General features: G+C 30.9%; 17 protein-coding genes and 1 riboswitch. Of the genes, 1 reads left to right on the top strand and 16 read right to left on the bottom strand.

Annotated features, from left to right (window positions below):
* Positions 1 to 88: 88 nt before the first annotated feature.
* From nifJ to DW911_RS10190, 16 genes are all read right to left on the bottom strand, one after another.
* On the bottom strand, positions 89 to 3,613 hold the full coding sequence (gene nifJ, locus DW911_RS10265; RefSeq protein ID WP_118607785.1) for a pyruvate:ferredoxin (flavodoxin) oxidoreductase: 3,525 nt from the start codon (positions 3,611 to 3,613) through the stop codon (positions 89 to 91).
* 154 nt (positions 3,614 to 3,767) lie between these two features.
* Positions 3,768 to 4,667 carry a UTP--glucose-1-phosphate uridylyltransferase GalU gene (gene galU / locus DW911_RS10260; protein ID WP_118434027.1) on the bottom strand — a complete coding sequence of 300 codons (900 nt, stop codon included), beginning with the start codon at positions 4,665 to 4,667 and terminating at the stop codon, positions 3,768 to 3,770.
* Between the two features lie 49 nt (positions 4,668 to 4,716).
* Positions 4,717 to 5,322 carry a rhomboid family intramembrane serine protease gene (locus DW911_RS10255; RefSeq protein WP_118434025.1) on the bottom strand — a complete coding sequence of 202 codons (606 nt, stop codon included), beginning with the start codon at positions 5,320 to 5,322 and terminating at the stop codon, positions 4,717 to 4,719.
* Positions 5,315 to 6,316 (bottom strand): DNA-processing protein DprA, encoded by a 1,002-nt coding sequence (locus tag DW911_RS10250; RefSeq protein WP_118434023.1) that lies wholly within the window; start codon positions 6,314 to 6,316, stop codon positions 5,315 to 5,317. Before DW911_RS10250 ends, DW911_RS10255 begins: the two co-directional genes overlap by 8 nt.
* An 81-nt stretch (positions 6,317 to 6,397) precedes the next feature.
* On the bottom strand, positions 6,398 to 9,064 hold the full coding sequence (gene ppdK, locus DW911_RS10245) for a pyruvate, phosphate dikinase (protein WP_118434021.1): 2,667 nt from the start codon (positions 9,062 to 9,064) through the stop codon (positions 6,398 to 6,400).
* Between the two features lie 178 nt (positions 9,065 to 9,242).
* A complete protein-coding gene (locus DW911_RS10240; RefSeq protein WP_118434019.1) occupies positions 9,243 to 10,829 on the bottom strand; it encodes a DEAD/DEAH box helicase in 1,587 nt (528 codons plus the stop codon).
* A gap of 59 nt (positions 10,830 to 10,888) precedes the next feature.
* Entirely contained in the window at positions 10,889 to 12,271 is a 1,383-nt protein-coding gene (locus tag DW911_RS10235; protein WP_118434017.1) for a D-2-hydroxyacid dehydrogenase, read from the bottom strand.
* A complete protein-coding gene (locus DW911_RS10230) occupies positions 12,258 to 13,736 on the bottom strand; it encodes a metallophosphoesterase family protein (protein ID WP_118434015.1) in 1,479 nt (492 codons plus the stop codon). The genes DW911_RS10235 and DW911_RS10230 overlap by 14 nt, the downstream gene beginning before the upstream one ends.
* A gap of 98 nt (positions 13,737 to 13,834) precedes the next feature.
* On the bottom strand, positions 13,835 to 15,220 hold the full coding sequence (gene asnS, locus DW911_RS10225; protein WP_118434013.1) for an asparagine--tRNA ligase: 1,386 nt from the start codon (positions 15,218 to 15,220) through the stop codon (positions 13,835 to 13,837).
* Between the two features lie 58 nt (positions 15,221 to 15,278).
* A complete protein-coding gene (locus DW911_RS10220; protein ID WP_118434011.1) occupies positions 15,279 to 15,908 on the bottom strand; it encodes a redox-sensing transcriptional repressor Rex in 630 nt (209 codons plus the stop codon).
* A 1-nt stretch (position 15,909) separates the two neighbouring features.
* The gene (gene tsaD, locus DW911_RS10215) at positions 15,910 to 16,932 is read right to left on the bottom strand and encodes a tRNA (adenosine(37)-N6)-threonylcarbamoyltransferase complex transferase subunit TsaD (protein ID WP_118434009.1); all 1,023 of its coding nucleotides are present in this window, start codon (positions 16,930 to 16,932) and stop codon (positions 15,910 to 15,912) included.
* Between the two features lies 1 nt (position 16,933).
* On the bottom strand, positions 16,934 to 17,377 hold the full coding sequence (gene rimI / locus DW911_RS10210; protein ID WP_118434007.1) for a ribosomal protein S18-alanine N-acetyltransferase: 444 nt from the start codon (positions 17,375 to 17,377) through the stop codon (positions 16,934 to 16,936).
* Positions 17,368 to 17,973: a tRNA (adenosine(37)-N6)-threonylcarbamoyltransferase complex dimerization subunit type 1 TsaB gene (tsaB, locus tag DW911_RS10205; protein ID WP_118434005.1), complete on the bottom strand. Its 606-nt coding sequence runs from the start codon at positions 17,971 to 17,973 to the stop codon at positions 17,368 to 17,370. The genes rimI and tsaB overlap by 10 nt, the downstream gene beginning before the upstream one ends.
* Entirely contained in the window at positions 17,942 to 18,418 is a 477-nt protein-coding gene (gene tsaE, locus DW911_RS10200; protein ID WP_118434003.1) for a tRNA (adenosine(37)-N6)-threonylcarbamoyltransferase complex ATPase subunit type 1 TsaE, read from the bottom strand. The genes tsaB and tsaE overlap by 32 nt, the downstream gene beginning before the upstream one ends.
* A 2-nt stretch (positions 18,419 to 18,420) precedes the next feature.
* Positions 18,421 to 18,954 (bottom strand): DUF402 domain-containing protein, encoded by a 534-nt coding sequence (locus tag DW911_RS10195; RefSeq protein WP_118434001.1) that lies wholly within the window; start codon positions 18,952 to 18,954, stop codon positions 18,421 to 18,423.
* A gap of 92 nt (positions 18,955 to 19,046) precedes the next feature.
* The gene (locus tag DW911_RS10190; protein ID WP_233541881.1) at positions 19,047 to 19,568 is read right to left on the bottom strand and encodes an ECF transporter S component; all 522 of its coding nucleotides are present in this window, start codon (positions 19,566 to 19,568) and stop codon (positions 19,047 to 19,049) included.
* Positions 19,569 to 19,597: 29 nt separating this feature from the next.
* Positions 19,598 to 19,696: riboswitch (TPP riboswitch) on the bottom strand.
* 108 nt (positions 19,697 to 19,804) lie between these two features.
* Between DW911_RS10190 and DW911_RS10185 the strand changes: the two genes are divergently transcribed.
* Entirely contained in the window at positions 19,805 to 20,995 is a 1,191-nt protein-coding gene (locus tag DW911_RS10185) for an acetate/propionate family kinase (RefSeq protein ID WP_118433997.1), read from the top strand.
* The last annotated feature ends 81 nt before the right edge of the window (positions 20,996 to 21,076 follow it).

The raw sequence follows: 21,076 nt of genomic DNA, 5'->3' as shown, positions 1-21,076 counted from the left end.
CTACCATCTTTTCTTGCCTTTGTAAAGTGTTTTCTTTAAATTAAATAAAAAAAGAGTTCAAATAATCGAACTCTTCTTAAACCAATAATTATTCGCTTGCCATAACATCTAAACGATTACGACGTTTTTTAGCATCTTGTTCACATTTATCCATTAAATCACTTGCGTGTTCTGGATTAACTTTTCCTAGTTGAGCGAATCTGTTTTCACTTAATAAGAAATCTTTGAATTTAGTGAAATCAGGTTCTTTAGAATCTAATTGTAATGGGTTCTTACCTTCAGCTTCTAATCTAGGATCATATCTTAACAAGTTAAAATATCCACATTTAACAGCTTCTCTTTGTTGATGTTGATGATTTTGTAATCCACCTTTAATTCCATGTTCATTACATGGTGCATAAGCAATAATTAATGATGGTCCATCATAACTTTCTGCCTCTTTGAATGCTTTAATTGTTTGCGCACTATTTGCACCCATAGCAACTTGTGCAACATATACATGTCCATAAGCCATTGCAATTTGTGCTAAATCTTTTTTAGCAACCTTTTTACCACTTGCTGTAAACTTAGCAATAGATCCAGCTTGTGAAGATTTAGATGATTGACCTCCAGTATTAGAATATACTTCAGTATCAAGAACTAAAATATTTACATTTTGATTATTAGCTAATACATGGTCTACTCCGCCATAACCGATGTCATAAGCCCATCCATCACCACCAATAATCCATTGTGATTTACTTACAAACTCTCCTTCGTAGTGCAATACTTCTTTAATCGCTTCATTAGATGATGCTTTAACTAATTCTGTAATCTTAGGAGCTAATTCTCTTTCTTTTTCACGATCACCTTTGATTGAAATATATTCATCTAAAACATCTTTCAATTCTGGTTCAACGTTATCTTTATTTTCTTCCATAATACGTAACATTGTTGAAACATTATAATTATCAGCAAGTTTCATACCAAATCCATATTCTGCATTATCTTCAAATAATGAGTTAGCCCAAGCAGGACCATTACCATTTTTATCAACAGTACATGGTGTTGATGGAGTTGATCCAGAATAAATTGAACTACATCCTGTTGCGTTTGCAATCATCATATCTTTACCAAATAATTGAGATGCCAAACGATAATATGGTGTTTCACCACATCCACCGCAAGCTCCTGAAACTTCAAAATAAGGTCTCATGAAACCTACACCTTTTGCTGTTGTCTTAGGATAACGATCATCACGATATTGAACGTTTTCATACATATAGTCAGCTAATGGAGCATGTTTTAATTCTTCTTTAACATGAACCATTTCAAGTGCTTTTTCACCTTTTTTACCTGGACATTCAGTTACACACAATCCACATCCTACACAGTTATCTGGCGATACTTGAATACGATAAACTAAACCATCAACATTTTTTCCCATTGGTTTTAATACATCATTACTAATATCTTCAGGTAATGATTGCATCTCTTCATCATCAATTAAGAATGCACGAATTGTTGCATGAGGACAAACCATAACACAGTTATTACATTGAATACAGTTATCTTTATTCCAACGTGGAACCATTGTCGCAATTGCACGTTTTTCTTTAATAGCTACGCCTGATTTCATAGAACCGTCTAGTTTATCCATAAATGCACTTACAGGTAAATCATATCCATCTAGACTGTTAATTACAGAAACAAAGCTGTCAAAATGTTCATCTCCAGTTGACTTTCTTGCTTGATTTACTGTCAATTGAGACCAAGATGGATCAACAGCTACTTCAACAAGAGCATCTTTTCCAGCATCAATTGCTTTATAGTTTAATTGAACAATAGCATCGCCTTTTTTACTGTATGTTTTCTTAGCCATTTCTTTCATATATTCAACAGCTTGATCAATTGGTAAAATTTGTTGATTTAACGCAAAGAATGCTGATTGTAAAATTGTGTTTGTACGACGTCCCATACCAATTTCATTAGCAATTTTATTAGCGTTAATAATATAGAATTTTGCATTTTTATCTGCCAATTGTTTTTTAACACGATTTGGTAAATAATCAACAATATGATCTTTATCGAATTCAGTATTTAATAAGAATGTACCTTCATCCTTTAAATTCTTTAACATATCATATTTAATGACATAATTATCTAAAGAACATGAAATAAAGTCTGCATTATTTACATAATAAGTAGCACGAATTGGTGTATGACCAAATCTTAAATTAGAACGAGTTGCTCCACCCGCTTTTTTACTATCATAAGCAAAATAAGCTTGTGAATATAAATCAGTATGATCTCCAATAATTTTAATAGATGATTTATTTGCAGAAACAGTACCATCAGATCCTAAACCATAGAATAAACATGCAGTGTAGTCAGCACTTACTTTAAATGTTGGATCTTCTTTCAATGATAAGTGAGTAACATCATCGTTAATTCCTATTGTAAATGATGTAAATGGATGTTCATCTAATAAATGATCATAAACAGCTTTAATTTGTCTAGGAGTTGTATCCTTAGACCCCATACCATAACGTCCACCAATAATTGTTGTGACATGTTTAACATCTTTTAAAACACTACATACATCTAAGTATAATGGTTCCCCTGTTGCTCCCATTTCTTTAGTACGATCTAAAACTGCAACTTTTTCTACAGTTTCAGGTAATACTTTTAATAAATATTTAGCTGAGAAAGGACGATATAGATGAACTTTAATTAAACCTACTCTATCCCCCAAGCGGTTCATTTCATCAATTGTTTCTTTAATTGTTTCAGTAACAGACCCCATTGCAATAATAATTCTTGTTGCATCAGGTGCCCCATAATAAGTAAATGGTGCATAATTTCTTCCTGTGATTTCTGAAATCTTATTCATGTAATCAGCAGCAATTTCTACAACTGCATCATAATGTTTATTTTGTGCTTCTCTACCTTGGAAATAAATATCATCATTTTCAGCACCACCACGTTCAATAGGATTAATGTGTGGATTTAGTGCATTTTTCTTAAAACGAGCCAACGCTTCACGATCTAATAATTTATTTAGATCTTCATAATCCATTACTTCAACTTTTTGAATTTCGTGTGATGTTCTAAATCCATCAAAGAAATGCATAACTGGTACAGATGCCTTAATCGCAGTTAAATGCGCTACACCAGCTAAGTCCATAACTTCTTGAACAGAGTGTGAACAAATCATTGGCATTCCTACTTGACGACATGCATAGATATCTTGATGATCTCCAAAGATATTTAACGAACGAGTAGCTAATGCACGAGCTGATACGTGGAAAACACCTGGTAATAATTCCCCTGCAATTTTATATAAATTAGGAATCATTAATAATAAACCTTGTGAAGCAGTAAATGTAGTCGCTAGTGCTCCACCTTGTAATGCACCATGGACAGCACCTGCTGCACCTGCCTCTGACTGCATTTCAATAACATTTACGGGCGAACCAAATAAATTCTTTTTACCTTGAGCAGCCCAAGTTTCAGCATTTTCAGCCATTGGTGACGAAGGTGTAATTGGATAAATACTAGCAACTTCTGTAAACGCATAGGCAACATGCGCAGCTGCAGTATTACCATCCATTGATAAAAACTTTTTAGCCATTTTAAAAATCCTCCTTTTTTGCATATAAACATTATACTACTTTCATGAATTATTTGCTATATATTCATGAGTCAAAACATAAAATTCAATTTTATTCGATTATTACAAACAAAAAGATAGAAATTATGATTTCTATCTTTGAAAAACAATTTTTTTATTTATTTTCGTTTGCCACAAGACTTTGAATATAATTCAATACTTTATCATGTAATTCTTCTCGGTCTAACGAAAAATCAATCGTAGCTTTAATAAATCCAAATTTATCTCCAACATCATATCTATTTCCTTCAAAATCATAAGCGTACACTGCTTGGCGATCTAATAATCTTTTAATTGCATCAGTCAATTGAATTTCTCCGCCAGCACCTTTTCCTTGTGTTTCTAACAAGTCAAAAATTTCAGGTGTTAAAACATAGCGTCCTAAAACTGCCAATTGACTAGGTGCTTCTTCTACTTTTGGCTTTTCAACCATATCTGTCAATTTCACTAAACGTCCTTTAGCCGGATGTGATTTTGAAGGCTCTACGATTCCGTATTTGTTAACATCTGCTTTAGGCACTGTTTGTACTCCCACTACAGAAGCCGATGTTTTTTCATAAGCATCAATAAGTTGCTTTAAAGCAGGATTCCCTTCCTTATTAACCACAACATCATCACCAAGTAATACAGCGAAAGGTTCATCGCCGATAAACGATTTTGCACATAATACGGCGTGACCCAATCCTTTCGGCTCTTTTTGACGAATATAATAAATATTTGCCATATTTGCAATATCTTGAATCATTTTGACTTGTTCTAATTTCCCAGATTCTGTAAGTCTTGCTTCCAATTCATAATTTTTATCAAAATGATTTTCCATCGCATGTTTATTACTGTTAGTAATTATTAAAATTTCTTCAATCCCACTGTCAACAGCTTCTTGAATAATATATTGTATTGTTGGGATATCTACAATAGGCAACATTTCTTTAGCAATCGCCTTTGTTGCTGGTAAAAATCTCGTTCCTAAACCAGCAGCAGGAATAATTGCTTTTCTTACTTTTAAATTTTTCATTATTTTTCTCCTTGTATAATCTTTTTATATAATAACTTTGGTATTATCTTTACCATTTATATAATGGGCAAAATTTACTTATCAAAATCGTTGTTACAAACCCACCAATAAATCCACTTACATGTCCTACTAACGAAATAGAAGGAATCGCAAATGATATAAATAGCATCAATAATAAACTTGATAAAATTTGTCTAAACAAATTATAATATACATCTTTATAAATTAAAGCTAATGCACACAATGATCCAATTAGTCCAAAAATAACACCAGAAATACCTCCCATAATCGAATACATTCCCGTACCATTCAATAAGTATAACAAGCAAGGTATTCCTGTTGTTGCTAACATTGAAATAATAATCACTAAAACATATCGTTTCATTTCAAGAATAAGTTCCATAACACACCCTAAATTATACAATGAATACACATTACAAAATAAATGCATTAATCCAAAATGAATAAAATTAGCCGTAATCAAACGATAATATTGTTTGAAATGGATAACATAAACCGGATTCATTCCTCCTGCTTGTAAGCCTTGATAAGCATTCATATCTATACCATAAAATAAAGTAGTATATAAAAATACAATAACACATACTCCTATCAGTAAAGCTGTTATAGGATAGTTTTTTATATTTCTAAACATGAGGTTCTCCTATAAATTCAAATATAGACATTTGATCAATATTGACTTCATTAACTTCAATATTTTTTTGATTATTTTTATAAATCATTTCAAAACTAGCCGTTGATAAAACATCTTTTATATATAAAGGTGTCGCTTGCATTTCTAATAATCTCTGATTACCCATATATTGGTTATCTAGAACAAGTGGATCAACCCAATGATGATGCATATTTTGTAGTGCAGTAAACCAAGTTGCACCATTATTTATTTTACTTGATATAATAATTTGATATTTAGATAAACCACAAACGTAACTGTTTCTATCAATAGCATGGGTAATATCAAACACAGAGTTTGGATCAACTGCACTCAATATAACAAGTTGCCCATTTTTTATGTATCTTTTATATTTGTTCATTTTTTCAATCATATTTTTGCAAACAAATATAACAACAGAACATCCGTTTCTTAAAGCATATTGAAGTGCTGCCTTATCCACACCTTTTCCATCATTAGAAACATAGTATTTTTTTTCTTCAATAACTTTATCCACAATTCTTTTTATGTATGTCCCATCTTTATGTTCAAGTTCATTTAAACCGCATATTGAAATTCCTGCAGTATATTGGCTCATATCACCTTTGTAATACATATATACAGGTGCTCTTTTTTTCATTGATTTGACTAATAATTGAGGATAATGATCATCATATTTTGTCATTATATTAATGCCTTTATTTTCTAAATCATGCAACAAATTCAACATAAAACTAAGTTTTTTTCGACGCTGTTCCATTTTATAAACAATAAACTCAGGTATATTTAGCATTTCTAGTAATTCATCACTTGATAACCCAAATAAATCTGCAGGTCCCTTCATTCCATGCATTTTTAAAATTTTTTCAACTTGGTACCACTCTTCAATAGTTAATGGAACCTCATCAAAAGCTTTTAAATCACAACAAAATAAAAGGGTAGCGATACTATCTAAATTAAGTTTAATCTTATCCATAACGCTCCGCCTTTCCACATATACAGTTATTATACTATAAAACAAGCATAAAAAAAATGGTATCTTGCGATACCATTTTAATTATTTATCTTGTACTGTGATTTTATCATTATTATGTTCAATGATAATTTCTTCAGCAGCAGCTTGAGCAGCAGCCAAACGTGCAATTAATACACGGTATGGTGAACAAGAAACATAAGTTAATCCAGTTTTATGACAGAATTTAATTGATTCAGGATCTCCACCGTGTTCACCACAAATACCTAATTTAATATTTGGACGAACACTACGTCCTTTTTCTGCTGCCATTTGAATTAATTGACCAACACCACTTTGATCCAATGAAACAAAAGGATCAACTTGAATAACTTTACGTTTAATGTATTCTGGTAAGAATGAACCAACATCATCACGTGAGAATCCAAATGTCATTTGAGTTAAGTCGTTTGTACCAAATGAGAAGAATTCAGCATGTTTAGCAATTTGATCAGCAGTTAATGCAGCTCTAGGAATTTCAATCATTGTACCAATCTTATATTCAATTTTAGCATTTTTAGCCATAATAGCAGCATCTATAGCTTTTGTTACGTTATTTTTAACATAAGTAATTTCTGATTCACTACCAATTAATGGTAACATGATTTCAGGAACAATTGTACATCCTAATTCTCTTTCAACATCAATAGCAGCATCAACAATTGCTTTGACTTGCATATTGTAAATTTCTGGATATGTTACTGCTAAACGAGAACCACGATGTCCTAACATTGGATTGACTTCTTTTAATGAAGCACCTTTTGCTTTAACTTCTTCTAAAGTTTTTCCAAGTTTATCAGCAACAGCTTGATATTCTTCATCTGTATGAGGTAAGAATTCATGAAGTGGTGGATCTAATAAACGTACTGTTACTGGTAATCCAACCATTGCACGATAGATTCCTCTAAAATCTTCAACTTGGAATTTATATAATTCATCTAATGCTTTAATACGTTCTTCAACAGTGTCAGCTAAAATCATTTCTCTCACATATTCAATACGATCACCTTCAAAGAACATATGTTCAGTTCTACATAAACCAACACCTTCAGCACCAAATTTAATAGCTACTGCGGCATCACGTGGGCTATCAGCATTTGCACGTACTTCCAAACGTTTAATTTCATCAGCCCATGACATTAATTCTGCAAAATCACCAGTTAATTCTGACTCTTCAGAATCTAAAACACCCATATATACTTTACCAGTAGATCCATCTAATGATACTTCAGTTCCTTCTGGATAAGTTTTTCCATCAATTGTAAAAGTACCAGCATCATAATCAATTGATAATGCTTTAGCACCAACAATACAGCATTTACCCATACCACGAGCAACAACGGCTGCATGGCTTGTCATACCACCTGTAGAAGTTAAAATACCTTCACAATCAACCATACCTTGGATATCTTCTGGTGAAGTTTCATGTCTCACTAAAACAACTTTTTCACCAGCTACAGCTTTTTCATGAACTTTTTCTGCAGTTAAGTAAACTTTACCTGCACCAGCACCTGGTGAAGCAGGTAACCCTTCAAGAATAGGAGTAGCTTGTTTTAATGCTTCAGCAGTAAAGTTAGGATGAAGTAATTGACTTACTTGATCAGGTTCAATACGAGTCATTGCTTCGTATTTATTGATTAGTCCTTCATGTACTAAATCTACAGCAATCTTTAATGCGGCTTTTCCAGTACGTTTACCATTTCTTGTTTGTAATAAATATAATTTTCCGTTTTCAACTGTAAATTCACAGTCTTGCATATCTTTATAATGTTTTTCTAATCCTTTAACAATTGTTACTAATTGTTTATAAATTTCAGGCATATCTTCTGCTAAACGATCAATTTTTTGTGGTGTACGAATACCTGCAACAACATCTTCACCTTGTGCGTTAATTAAGTATTCACCATAAATATGATTATCACCATTAGCAGCATTACGAGTAAATAAAACCCCAGTTCCTGAATCATTACCCATATTACCAAATACCATTTGTTGAACATTTACAGCAGTTCCTAAATCATGAGGAATACCGTTTAAATTACGATAGATGATAGCACGGTCATTATTCCATGATCTAAATACAGCTAATACAGCACCCATTAATTGTTCTTTTGCATCTTGTGGAAAATCACGTCCTAATTGTTCTTTAAAAATTTCTTTGTATTGAGGAATAATAATATTTTCAAAATCCTCTGCAGTGATATCCAAATCACTTTCATATCCATTATTATTTTTTAATGCTGTTAATTTTGCTTCAAATAATTCTTTATCAATTTCACATACAACATCTGAATACATTTGAATAAAACGACGATAACTATCAAATGCAAAACGGCGATTATCAGTTTGTTTTGCTACAACTTCAACTGTTTCATCATTTAATCCTAAATTTAAAATTGTATCCATCATACCTGGCATTGAGAATTTAGCTCCAGAACGTACAGAAACTAATAATGGATTATCTAATCCTCCAAGTTTTTTACCAGCTAATTTTTCTAGTCTTTCTAATGCTTCATCAATTTGTTTTTTCATTGTTTCATTGATGATTTGTCCATCTGCATAATATTCATTACATGCTTCTGTTGTTACAGTGAACCCTTGTGGTACAGGTAAACCTAAATTTACCATTTGAGCTAAGTTTGCTCCTTTACCTCCAAGAAGATCACGCATCATTTCATTACCTTCACTAAACATATAAACGTATTTCTTCATTAAACTAATCCTCCTTAGAAATAACTCATAAATTAATTATATACTTGTTAGCGTTTACATTCAAGTTAAATCATCATTTTCTTTTCCAAAGATATGAAAATAATCTGCTTAATATATACCTTTTTAGCAGACTTTTAATTAAATAAAAATAAAGTGTCTTTATTTGTTTAGAGACACTTTATTTTTGATTAGCAACTTCTATTTCAATACGTCGATTATGTATTTTTTCTTTTTGACAATTTCGTAAAACCTTTTCAATTTGATTTTCTCTAATATTGACAAAAGTAAATTTTCTTTTTATATCAATTCCTTGAATATCCTCTCGATTAACATTTGCCTTTTCTACAAAGAAATCAATAATATCCCCTTTTTTTACTTTATCCATCGTTCCTGCAGTGACAAATAATCTTACAAAACCTTCACTTGCTCCCTTTTTCTTTTTTCTAGGTGTAGTAATTGTTTCTTTAGTATAGGCATATCCTGTTTGTTGGTGATAGACAAGTTGAATTAAGGCAGCTGTAAAATCCGGGAGCATCGTTTCATCAATTTCATTTACAATAGATTTAAACTTTTTATGATGTCCTTGAAATATTTCATCTTCTGCTTGTGATAAAATACGATTTACTTTGTTCATTTTTATTTCTGTTAATGTAGGAATCACTCCTTTTTCAATAGTAGAGTGTGTTTCTTTTTCAATTTGCTTTAAAAATGAATGATCACGAGGAGAAATAATAGTATAAGCAATCCCTTTTTTATTAGCTCTACCAGTACGACCAATACGATGAACATATGCTTCTACTTCTTGAGGTAATCCATAATTAATAACATGACTTACATTTTCAACATCAATTCCCCTTGCGGCGACATCAGTCGCTACTAAAAACTGAATAGCCCCTGTTTTTAATTTCCTTAATGTGTTCATTCTATGATTTTGATTTAAGTCACCATGCATCGCTTCTACACTATAGTTAGCCTTTTGCATCAGTTCTACAACTTCATCAACACTTCTTTTAGTTCGGCAAAAAATAATACCTGTTTGAACCTGTGAAACATCTATTAAACGACAAAGTGTTTCAAAACGGTCTTTTTCTTTTACCTCATAATAATATTGTTTAACTGTTGTCGCTGTTTGTGTTTTTTGTTTAATGGCTATATGTTGATAGTCTTCTTTCATATATTTTTTAGCAATTTTTTTAATTCCTTGAGGCATTGTAGCTGAAAACAAAACAGTTTGACGATGAGAGTTTGTTTTTTCTAATATTGTTTCAACATCTTCAACAAAGCCCATTTTTAACATCTCATCCGCTTCATCTAAAACAACATAATCTACAGCCTGTAATTTTAATACTTTTCTACGCATTAAATCCATAATGCGTCCAGGTGTACCAATAACCACATCAACGCCTTTTTTTATTATTTTAATTTGTTTTTCAATTTCACTTCCGCCATAAACACATACATAAGTTAATTCTTTATATTTCCCAATTCTTTTTATTTCTTCGTTGATTTGCATTGCTAATTCACGAGTTGGTGAAATAATCAATGCTTGGGGTAAATCATGTGATTCATTGATTTTTGATAAAATTGCACTTCCAAAAGCTAATGTTTTTCCTGTTCCAGTTTGAGCTTGTCCAATGATATCATGACCACCTAATACTTCAGGTATTGCTTTTTCTTGAATTGGCGATGGTTTAACAAATCCCATATTCTTAATTGCTTTTAATACATCTTGACTTAATCCTAATTTTTCAAATAAGTTTTCCATTCTTTCTCCTTTTCTTAACGCTCATGAAGTATAACACAAAAAAAGAAAAAAATGTATGTTTAGCATACATTTCTTGGTTTATTTATTTGATAAGCTTTAATATTTTCAATTACTTCTTTAATACAACGTGCTCTTGCTTCTTGAGTCGCCCATGCAATATGTGGTGTCATGAGTAATTTTGTTGGATTTTGAATTGCCAATAAAGGATTATCTTTACCCATTGGTTCTTGTTCAAATACATCTAACCCTGCTCCTGCAATAACATCATTTTTTAAAGCTTCATATAAATCATTTTCATTAATAATCGGTCCACGACCAACATTAATTAAATAACTTGTTTTTTTCATTTTAGCAAAGGCTTCTTTATTAAATAAATGATGTGTCTGCTTATTAAGAGGAGCATGAATTGTAATAATATCACATGTACTTAATAAAGTATCAAAATCTACTTTTTGGTATTCACTAGAATTATTCTTTCCACTTGTTGAATAATAAACAACATGGCAACCAAATGTTTTGGCGATTTGAGCAACTTTTTTACCAATGTTACCTAGTCCAACAATTCCCCATGTTTTTCCCTCAAGTTCATAGAATGGCTGTTCAAAATGAGTAAACAAAGATGAAGAACTATATTGCCCAGATGAAACGTAGTTATGATAATAATGATTTTTTTCATACAAATCTAGTAATAGTGCAAACGTATGTTGAGCAACACTATTTGTTGAATAGCCTTGCACATTACATACAGTAATTTGATGTTGATGACAATAATCAATATCAATATTATTGTATCCTGTTGCTGTCACACATATAAGTTCTACCAAAGGTGCTTGTTTTAATACTTCTTCATTTAAAATGTGCTTATTAGTAATGACAATATGTGCATCATGAATTCTTGATACAATATCTTCTCTCTTTGTTTGATCATAAATATAAACTTCACCTAAATCCATTAATTCCTGAAAATCTAAATCATGACCTACAGTTTCTCTATCGAGAAAAACTATTTTCATTTTCTTTTTTTTTAAAGACTTTAAAATTTCATCTATATTTTTTCCTTTTAATTCTTCTCCTAAACGAATTGCCTCATTTAGATCAAGAATACTGCTTTCATTAGCAATTCCTTTCATTTGTGCATCTTCAACTTCAAAGCGTAAATATTGATTTAAAAGGCAAATACCTAGAGCTCTGGATGTCATTTCTTTACTTTCCTGATAATCAGTAAGAATATTTTGAAAAAACTGAGCATTTTCACTTTGACACATTTGTAAGCATTCTTCAAAAGATGAAGCTTCTTGAATATGTTTTCTAAAAGAATCATCAAATAATAAAGGTAACACAATATCATATACATCCATTGGCACATGTCCATATCCTTTAGTAAAGTTATAAAGTAGTGCAGTACCTAATTTTTCATCTTTCATTTTATCAACTAGTTTCATAATTTCCTCCTAAAAAATTCACTTTAACACGATGACGTTCTTGCTTGGTTAAGTCATCATAAAAAATAAAGCAGTATTTAAATCTATTTGTTGAATAATCGTATTTTAATACATTATAACTTAAATATCTACTCTTACTTTCTTTAGCACCGCCCCCACACGATGATCCTCCTGCAATAATATACATAGAATTCAATAATCCTACATAAGGAATATGCTTATGACCGTGGAAAACATAATCAACACCATGCCCATCTAGCCACTCAATAACTTCTTTAGCATCAACAAGAGCTTTTGAACTATCCATCAGCTTACCCATAAATAATTTTTCATTCCATTTAATCTTTAAAAAATCATCTTTTTTAATAGGAATTAAATGATGATGCATCATAGCTATCAAAGTATACTGATCTAAATTTTCAATTGAAGCTAATTCTTCCTCTATTTCATCTAATTTAATTTTACCAACTTTGCCACGAGCCAAATTACCTTCAGAGGTTGAATCAATTTTAATAATTATTATTTTTTCTTGCTCTAAAACCTTAATATTTTCACCAAGTAAATAAGCAACAACTTTTGCTTTTTGCTTTTTAAAAATATTTAACCCATGAACAATAACATCATGATTTCCTAGTACAAATGTTACATCACCATGATATTGTTTTTTTAAACGGTTCATAAATTGTGAAGCTAAATACATATTCTTACGATTTGGTGAATTCATCAAATCACCAGTAATCAAATATTTTATTTGGTGTTGGCTATACAAATGTTGATAGAGTTCATCTAAACTTTCATTTAGTACCTCAACTCCCTCATTCGTCTTTTTTGTTCCTAGGTGTAAATCACTTAACTGAACGAAGTAACCATCATTATGATTAAAATTAAAGTCATCAAAAATAGTATGATTTTCAATTCTTTTAAACACATTTTGAATATCATTTTCATCTTTCACAGGAATAAAATTCCATAAATGCTCTTTGAATACAAAAATACCCGGCCAATTATCAATTTGAAACAAAGCATTTAAAAACAATTGAAAAGGCCCATAAAATGAAAAATCATTATTTTTAACCAATTTATCAATACAAAAAACTCTGATAGAGTCATTTTGATATTTTAATGCATAATTTCGATCAATTATTTTTTTTGACAATTCATCCCCTATTGCCGGTAAGAAAGCAACTTGATATTTTCTTATTTCTTTTTGATAAAAAGATTTATACTCCTGATCATAATCAGTTTTAAATAAAAAATCAGCATTTTTTAATGATTTTGCCCTTTTAAACATTTGCCAATTTTCATTATCTACTTGATTGAAAAAACTTAAATTAATATTAAAAGATTGTAACCACTTTTTCAAACATTCTGTTGTGTGGAAATCTTCATAAGCACGATTATATGAAATTTCATTGTAATTAAAAATAAAATTATAATAAATATTTAAAAGATCTAATGAGTTCATATTCTCACCTCTTTAAACATTATACACCATCTCACTTTTTAGATAACCTATTTTCTATAACTGAATAAAAAAGAAGATAACAATGTTATCTTCAACTATTAAAATTTAAGGTTTCTAGGTGTTCTTGGGAATGGTTCAACATCTCTAATATTTTGCATTCCTGTTAAATACATTAAGAAACGATCGAATCCTAGACCAAATCCTGCATGTTTACATCCACCAAAGCGTCGTAAATCCATATACCATTGTAGTCCTTCTTTAGCCATTCCTTTTTCATCCATTATCTTTTCTAAAACATCATATCTTTCTTCACGTTGAGAACCACCTACTAATTCCCCAATTCCTGGTACAAGTAAATCACAAGCAGCAACAGTTTTTCCATCATCATTTAAACGCATATAGAATGCTTTAATTTCTTTTGGATAATCTGTTAAAAAGACGGGACCACCTACTATTTTTTCACAAATATAACGTTCATGTTCTGAATTTAAATCCATACCCCATGATACCGGATTTTCAAATTTAACATCAGCTTTTTCTAAGTATTCAATAGCTTCTGTATAAGTCATACGTTTAAATTCACTATCTCTTACATGACTAATACGTTTAATACATTCTTTATCAATCATTGATTCAAAGAATTTCATTTCTTCCGGAGCATTTTCTAATACATAATCAATACAGAATTTAACCATATCTTCAATTAAATCCATATCATCTTCTAAATCAGCGAAAGCAATTTCAGGTTCAATCATCCAAAATTCACTTGCATGTCTTGATGTATTTGAATTTTCTGCACGGAATGCAGGACCAAATGTATAAACATCTCTAAATGCCATACAAAAAGCTTCAACATGTAATTGCCCAGTTACTGTTAAGTATGCTTCCTTTCCAAAGAAATCCTTATCAAATTCTGTATTATCAATTGTCGTTGCTCTAAACATTTCTCCGGCACCTTCACCATCATTAGAAGTAATAATTGGTGTATGAACATAAACAAATCCTTGATTTTGGAAAAATTCATGAATAGCCATTGATAATACTGATCGTACACGATAAATTGCATAGAACGTATTTGCTCTTGGTCTTAAATGTGGTATTTCTCTCATATATTCAAAAGAATGTCTTTTCTTTTGTAATGGGAAATCTTCATCACAAGTTCCTTCAATTGTAACTTGTGTTGCTTCTACTTCAAATGGTTGTTTTCCTTCAGGTGTTAATTTTAATTTACCTAGAACTTTAATAGCACTACCAGTCGAAATATGTGCCACTTCTTGATAATTATCTAACCCTTCTTCTATATAAACAACTTGTAAATTTCTAAAATAAGTTCCATCATTTAAAGCAATAAAACCAACTTTTCCATTATTTCTATTTGTACGAACCCATCCTTGAAGTTCAACATACTCAATTCCTTCTAATTGGGATTGATCACCATCAAGAAACATTTCAAATAATTCTCTTACTGTAATAAATTCAAACATATGTCCCCTCCTATAACTTATCTACTAATTATATACATTAATCACACTTTATCAATCATTATTGATCATTTGAATGCATTTTTATAATTAATTCTTGTATTGCTACAACAACATCAACCGTTTGTACCTCTACTCCTGGTCGTACTGTAAAATGACTATGTGTAAAATCCACAATTCCTTTAATACCTAAATCCATAAGGCGATCTACTGTATTTTGCACATTTTCTGATATAGCTAAAATTGCAATTTTACAATCTTTAGGAAAAGTAGCTTCTAAATCATCAATATGATTTAATTTAACACCAAATCTTTCCCCTTCCTTATTTTTATCCATATCATAGCCACACACAATTTTACCAACTGTATATTGCCAACGATTATATTTTAAAATAGCACTTCCTAAATTACCAACCCCAATTAAAATAATAGGTTCTTCAAGACCTAATCCAAGCACTTCACTTAAACCATCAATAAGATGTTTAACATCATATCCTTTACCGCGTCTTCCAAAATTGTCTGTCTTTGAAAGATATGTAAAGTCTCGTCTTATAGTTGTATCTTGAATTCCAGTTGTTTCATATAATTCACTTGACAAACACGTTTCTTTTCCTTCATGTTGCATTTTTCTTAAAGCTTTTAAATAAACCGGAAAACGTGACATTGTTGCTTTTGAAATCTTTTTATCCATATTATTCCTCCTCAATCGATTCTAATTCTAAATCAAGATGAGGTTTAATCCCCAATGACAAATCACTAAACAAATGATGATCATACATAACTTTCCCTGCTAAAGCAATCATCATTGCATTATCTGTACAACATGACATTGGTGGCAATGAAAGTATCACCCCTGGCATCTTGTCAACTTCTTCTTTAATTTTTTGTCTTAAACCTTTATTTGCACTTGCCCCACCAGCAAGCATAATTTCTTTAACGTGATATTCTTTAGCAGCCTTTATTGTTTTATTTACTAAAACATCAACAACAACATTTTGAAAACTATAAGCCAAGTTTTCATGATTCATTTCTTCATGCCTTTGTGTCATATTATGTGCCAAATTAATGACTGCTGATTTTAATCCACTAAAACTGAAATTATAACTATCATCATCTAATGGCTTTGGCAAAGTATATTGTGGTTTACCTTGAAAGGCTAATTGATCTATAATTGGTCCTCCTGGATAAGGAAGTCCTAAAACTCTACCAACCTTATCGTATGCCTCACCAACCGCATCATCAAGTGTTTCCCCAATCACTTCAAATGAAAAAGGACTTTTCATATAAACTAACTCTGTATGTCCGCCACTCACAACTAAACATAGTGCCGGATAAACAATATCTTTTTCATAATTATTGGCATAAATATGTCCTGCAATATGATGAACTCCTATAAGCGGTTTATCAAAGGCTAATGCTAAAGTCTTAGCAACTTGTAATCCAATATGCAATGATCCTACAAGCCCCGGACCTTTAGTAACACAAATCGCATCAATCTGTTCCATTGTAACATGAGCCTGTTGTAAAGTTTCCTTCAACACAAGCGAAACACATTCTACATGTTTACGACTTGCAATTTCTGGCACAACGCCTCCGTACATTGCATGAATATCAATTTGACTGGCAACAACACTACTTAAAAATTCTCTTTGATCTTTAAGTACAGCCATAGCCATTTCATCACAACTTGATTCTATAGCTAACAATAGTGACATACTATACCTCCATTTCCTTAATCATTAAATAAGCATCTTCGTGTGTATCTTCATAATAATTTTTTCGTAACGCTACATTTTTGAAACCATATTTTTCGTATAAATGAATAGCACCCATGTTAGATACACGCACTTCTAAATTAATATTATGATATTTTCTTTGACAAGTTAAATCAATGGCATACTGCATTAATTGACTTCCATAGCCTTGTCCTTGCATTTCTTGATTTACTCCAATTGTTGTAATTTGACTTTGATCTCCCATTAGCCACATTCCTAAATAACCAACAATTTGTTTTTCATTTTCAATAACAACATAATGTCCAAAAGGATTCGTATTTATTTCATAAATAAAGTCCTCTTTAGACCACGGTGATGAAAATAATAGTTGTTCTAAATAAGTAACTTCATCAAGATCATCCACTTTCATTTTTCTTATTTGCATATTTTTTTAGCCTCTACTGATTTTAAATAAACAGGTACTAAATTATCAATATCTTCTACATAAGACTCACTTTTAGCTAATTGATACATATTTTGTGCTAAATTAACTTCACTTTGCACTTGATTAACTAAATCGCAATCTCCTACAACCTTAAAATTTGGATATAATTGCATTAACTGATCAAATTCATCAATATCAATCATCTTTTCTTTAATTAAATCATGACCATTTTGATAAACACCCACAAACACTTTATGACTTCTAGCATCCAATACACTTATTACTTCATCATATCCTGCATAAGCTTTTAAAGAAGAAATTGTTTTAATCTTTATAGATGTAGTTGTAGCTAATGTCTTAGCAATTGTTAAAGCAACACGTACACCAGTATAAGAACCAGGACCAATTGTTATGATCATTTCGCCAAAATCTTTTACCTTTAAATGATGACGATTTAAAAGTTTTCCCAAATAAACAATAGCATATTCTGACTGACGTCGATTTCCCTCTTCTTGAATTACATCTAAACATTGTCCTTGATCATACAATGCAATAACAAGATATTTATTCGATGTATCCATTACAATTGTTTTCATTTATTATCTCCTTTACCAATTCTTCATATCTTTGTCCAATTGGATGCATAATACATGTACGTCCATTTTCTTCATGATTCAAAATAATTTCTAAACGTTCATGAGGTAAAATATTTTCAATAAATTGTGACCATTCGACAACACATACATCATCACTATCAAAAATCTCCTCAAAACCTAATTCATCATCTTGTCCTTCAAGACGATAGACATCAAAATGTGATAAATTTAAACGTCCTTGATATTGTTTTAAAATAGTAAAAGTTGGTGAATTAATAACTCTTTTGATTCCCAATCCTTGTCCAATTCCTTTTGTTAGAGTTGTTTTACCAGCACCTAAATCACCACTTAAAGTAATTAAACTATGTGCTTTAACTAACTTACCAATTATTTTTCCTAAAGAAATTGTATCTTCTTGACAATCTAATTTTATTTTTGCTTTCATATTTATCCCTCTTTTAAATCTTGATAAAAATGATACCAATCTTTAGTAAATGATTCACTAAATGGTCCTTTTTGTGCTTTAGCAACTTCAATTAAAACATCTAGTTGTTTCCATAAAATTTCATCTAATCGTTCACTATATCCCATCATTCTAGCATGTTGACGATATTCTTCTTCATCTAGAATACGATAATTATGATCTGGAAACACCTTTAAATCTAAATCATAATCAATATATTTTAATGCTTCGCCATCATATAATGCAGGTGAAGCAATATTACAATAATAATAAACACCTGTTTTTCTAATCATACAAATGACATTATACCATTTATTTTTAGGTAAATACCAAATAGCCGGTTCTCTTGTATGCCACATTCTTCCATCAGATTCCGTTACTAATGTTCTATTATTAATAACAATAAAATGGTCATCCGTTTCTTCTAATACAAGACCTTTAGACCAACAACGGTGAATACTACCATCATGTTTGTAACTATGTATCAGTACTTTTTTTCCTACGATAGTATTATCCATATACTTCTAATCTCCTTAATAACATTATCATTATACACAAATTTAAAATTGAATGAAAGACATAAAAAAATACTCTTATTAATAAGAGTATTTTAGAAACGAACAGTTTTTTTTAATCTTGGATATAAAATCATAAATAATATAAAACAAACAATAAGTGTTCCTATATTGTATGGTAAATTATATGTAAGATTTCCTTTTAATGGTGTTGCAAAAGCATACCACCCTGCAAGTAAATGGCTAATTGTTTTTAACACACACATCACAATGATTCCTACAGGAATTTCATATTGTTTATAGTGTGCTAAAGGAATCAGTCCTGTCATACCAACTAATACCATTGGAATAATGTAATCAAAAATAACTGATAAAGGACCATAAAATACAGCAAGTCCCAAAGCAAATTGTACACCTAAACTTACTAAAGAAACAACAACACCGTATTTCCAATTCATTAAATAGCTACATAAAAAAATTGGAACCAATGAAAAAGCAATATTTCCTCCCTTTGGCATTTCATAAATTTTTGTACAATACTCAAGTACAATTTGTAATGCCGCGAAAATTGCCATATAAGTCATGGTTCTCGTACTTAATTCAAATTCTTTTTTCATCATTTTATCTCCTTCTTGCCGGAGTAAAGATATATTCATGATGCTCTCTCTACGCTGGTATTACCCAGATCAGATATTAAGGGACAAGGTTTTCACCTATCTCAGCACATGCGCCCCCGGCTAGTAACCATTATATACTGACTATCAATAAAAACAATAAAATCTTGTTTATTTTATATAGTTTTTTTAAGGAATGGTGTTATAATAGCGATATATTAAGGAGGCTTTATAAAAATATGGCAAAAATTATTTCTGTAAATGCAGGGAGTTCATCATTAAAGTTCCAATTATTTGAAATGGATGATGAATCAGTTATCACTTCTGGAGTAATTGAAAGAATTGGTTTAGAAGATTCTATTTTTACTATTAAATATAACGGAGAAAAAGAACAAACTATCTTACCTATTAAAGATCATAAAGTTGCTGTTCAACTTTTATTAGATACTTTAATCAAAAAAGAAATCGTTCATGATTTAAATGAAATCAAAGGTGTTGGTCATCGTGTTGTTCAAGGTGGTGCATACTTCGATCAATCAGTTGTCATTGATGAAGATGTTGTAGCAAAAATTGATGAATTAAAATCATTAGCACCTCTACACAATCCAGCTCACTTAACTGGATATTATGCTTTTAAAGAAGCTATCCCAAACGCTGGTGCAGTTGCAGTATTTGATACTGCATTCCACCAAACACTTGAACCAAAAAGTTATATTTACCCAATTCCATATAAATATTATGTAGAAAATAAAGTACGTAAATATGGTGCTCATGGTACAAGTCATTTCTATGTATCTTCACGTTGTCGTGAAATGATGGGAAATCCAGAACATTCACGTATTATCGTTGCTCACTTAGGAGCTGGTGGATCTTTAAGTGCTGTTAAAGATGGTAAATCAATCAATACATCTATGGGATTCACTCCTTTAGCTGGTATCATGATGGGAACACGTTCAGGAGATGTTGATCCTTCTGTAATCGACTATTTAATCGAAGAAGTTGGATTAGATATGAAAGAAGTTATTCGTATGTTAAATAAAGAATCTGGATTACTAGGTGTATCTGGTGTGTCTAGTGACTTTAGAGATGTACAAAATGCAGCTGCTAATGGTAACGAAAGAGCTCAATTAGCATTAGATATTTTCTTTAGAAGAGTTATTGCTTATATTGGACGTTATTTCATTGCTTTAGGAGGCGTTGACGCTATTTGCTTTACAGCAGGTATTGGTGAAAATTCTTTCTTTGCTAGAAAAGAAATTTGTAAATTATTAGAAGAAGCATTAGGTGTTAAAATTGATGATGACGCTAACGTAAACGGAAAAGGCGATCGTTTAATTTCTACACCAGATAGTAAAGTTAAAATCTATGTTATTCCAACTAATGAAGAATTAGTTATCGCACGTGATACAAAGAGATTATTAAACTTATAAAAAATGACACCTGTGTATACCACAGGTGTTCAGATTGTTGACAAACCTATACCTTTACATAAAGATATAGGTTTTTTATAT

The sequence above is a fragment of the Erysipelatoclostridium sp. AM42-17 genome, from assembly GCF_003480255.1.
GTDB lineage: Bacteria > Bacillota_I > Bacilli_A > Erysipelotrichales > Coprobacillaceae > Faecalibacillus.
The sequence above is the reverse complement of the archived record's forward strand: the minus strand, read 5'-3'. Positions and strand labels throughout refer to the sequence as shown.